Here is a 2,891-nt window from a genome sequence, read left to right on the forward strand (position 1 = left end):
TTGATAACGGGGCGAATCAAAACCAATTCCAGGGAGATAAAATCAAACTAAAATGGACTTTCAATGCCACACAAGGCAACGGTAGAGACCTGTAAAATTAAAAAAGGCTTACTTATTTAGATTGGATAATTCTCTATCAAACTTAAACTAGGGAATGGATTCGTTGGTTCATGTCTATTTCCTCAATTTCCGCGAGTTTATGAGGCTTATAGGAAATAAAAACACTAGAATGGCTTGGACAGTTGAAAAACTGTCCCACCTCCTTTAAGAAGGTTTAGAAACGGGAAAATCAAATTGGATTTTATTGGTTTTTGTTACGTTTTTAAAATATCCATAAAACGATTGAAGGCATTTTAATCTCTGTTGGTCTATATTTTCTTTATCGGGGATGACCCGGCACAGAAGGTAACTCAAAAACTTTTTACCGTGAAGGGGGCAAATTAATGAAGAGGAAAGTACCAGTATTTTCGCAGTTTTTCGCAGTTTTTATGGCAATGTTTCTACTTCTGGGAATAAGTGCGCCGCAAACCAATGCGGCAGAAAAACCAAATGAAAAGAATATTAGTCTAAATGGACTTATCCCGGAGACCGCATTAAATTCGCAAATAGTAGTCAAAGATGGCTTGACCCAACCAATCTATACCACGGATGATGCCATTGTTGAAGAACTTTACGTCGAAACAACAGTTGACGCCGATAAAGATGGGAAACTTGACCGTATTCATTTAATGCTATATCGACCTAAAACAGATCCGGGAGTAAAGGTTCCTGTTATCTATCATATTAGTCCATACAACAAGAACCTCGCAACCTATCAAAATCATGGCTTTATCCATGATCTCGTGCCTGTGGGTGGGAACGGACAACCACCTAGTTATTTCCAAGGGTTTGCTGACCAAATGGGCGCATATGCAGCAAAAAACCTGGGTACTCTTGCGAATTACTTTGTACCTCGCGGATACGCTGTGATCATTGCTGACAGCCTTGGAACAGCTGGTTCCGACGGGTGCCCGGTATCAGGAGGAAAAGAAGAAATTTCCGCGGCAAAATCAGTTGTCGACTGGTTAAACGGCCGTGCCAAAGCATTCACTAAAGCCGGTGCAGAAGTTTCCGCAACATCCTGGTCGACAGGGAATGTCGGTATGGAGGGTACTTCATACGAAGGGACATTGGCCAATGCCGTTGCAACAACTGGTGTCGCTGGACTAAAAACAATCGTGCCAATTTCCGCAATTTCAAGCTGGTATGATTATTATCGTGCGAATGGCGCAGTTGTCGCTCCTGGCGGATATCAGGGAGAAGACGCGGACATTCATGCAAAGGCAATACTTACACGTGTAAATCCGGGAATATGTAAGAATGTGATTGATGATTTAGAGAATCGACAGGATCGTGTAACAGGTGATTACAATGATTTCTGGCATGAGCGTAACTTTTTGAAAGATGTTGCAGATGTAAAATCGAGTGTACTCATTGTTTCCGGACTTAAGGATTGGAATGTCCGTCCGAAACATTTTGCCCAATGGTGGGAGGGGCTGTCTGAAAACAACGTGCCTCGTAAACTATGGCTCTATCAAGGCACCCACGGAGTTAACGCAACTAACCGCAACGCCTTCCAGTTGTTGGAGCACAGATGGTTTGATTACTGGTTATACGGCATCGAAAACGGAATTATGGATGAGCCAATTGTAGATGTTCAAAGGGAAGATAATTCTTGGAGTAAGGAAGCAAGCTGGCCAAACGTAAATACATTATCCACTGTCATGCATTTTAACGCGGCTAAAGAAACCGGAGGGGGTTCACTTACTCTTCAACAGCCTGTAAATTCAGCGGGTGTTACAGAAAGCTGGATTGATGATACAAAGACCTTTTTGAACTATGTAGATGATATGGTGAAATACTACAACAACAGGTATGACAGGTATTATCTGGCAAGTAACTATGGTCCTACATTTGTAAAGAATCTTCTGGCCAATCCTGATACTGCGAATCCAAACCGCTTGGCGTATCTTACTTCCGAGCTATCAAATCCGGTGAGAATAAGCGGAACACCGGAAATAAGTATTCGCGCAAGTATTGATCGTCCGGTTTCAAATCTGACAGCCCTTCTGGTTGATTACGGCGGCAGTAGCCCTGTCATCGTCACACGCGGCTGGACGGACCCGCAGAATCTTGAATCGGCCCGCATTTCTGTACCGATTGTGCCAAATAAAAGTTACACTTTCAAATGGGCTATGGAGCCTGAAGACTATGTCATTCAAAAAGGACATCGTTTAGGCATTGTTCTGATCGCTACTGACTTTGAAAGTTCGATTATTCCTTCAAGCGGTACGAAAATTACGGTGGACCCGAGCAAAAGTCAGGTATCGTTACCGATTGTTGGCGGCACCACAGCCTTGAATTTGACAAGTACAGCTGATATGAAGACTTTGGTAAATCAGTTACAGGATCAAGGCGACATAAAAACCAATCAGGCAGCCCAAGCTTTAAACCTCCATTTAACTGGGGTTAACCAATTTGAAATTTCGGGTTTAGCCGATAAGGTTGTAAAGCAGTTGCAAGGTTTTAAAGTTTTACTTGATCAACAGAAGAAAAGTGGATTGATTTCTAATAGGGCATATGATCTTCTCAATAAAGATGTTGATCAGTTGCTGAAAAAATGGCAAAAGTAAGTATTCAACCGTGAAAGTTCCGGATAATCTGGAAATGTAACGGAATCCTGATTACCCACCGGATTGTTAAGGAAAAAGGGCGGGGATGCAATACATCACATAGGGCATCACAAGATTGCACCGGATGTGAACCCCGTTCCTTCCCAAAACATTGTGGGTATCTATACAGGGTTTCAAAAATAAAAGCCCTGAAATAGGGGGAAAAGCTTAAGGAGGAGT

The 2,891-nt window shown here is 42.5% G+C and carries 2 protein-coding genes; both read left to right on the forward strand.

Going from position 1 to position 2,891, the window contains the following annotated elements; translation table 11 throughout:
- On the forward strand, nt 1-95 hold a 95-nt coding region (locus tag BANVL01_RS28680; RefSeq protein ID WP_218010696.1), incomplete at its 5' end, for a TasA family protein.
- A gap of 348 nt (nt 96-443) precedes the next feature.
- Entirely contained in the window at nt 444-2,672 is a 2,229-nt protein-coding gene (locus tag BANVL01_RS26400; RefSeq protein ID WP_066083745.1) for a Xaa-Pro dipeptidyl-peptidase, read from the forward strand.
- Nucleotides 2,673-2,891: the final 219 nt, after the last annotated feature.

This window comes from Neobacillus novalis NBRC 102450, from assembly GCF_001591805.1.
GTDB classification, from domain to species: domain Bacteria; phylum Bacillota; class Bacilli; order Bacillales; family Cytobacillaceae; genus Neobacillus; species Neobacillus novalis.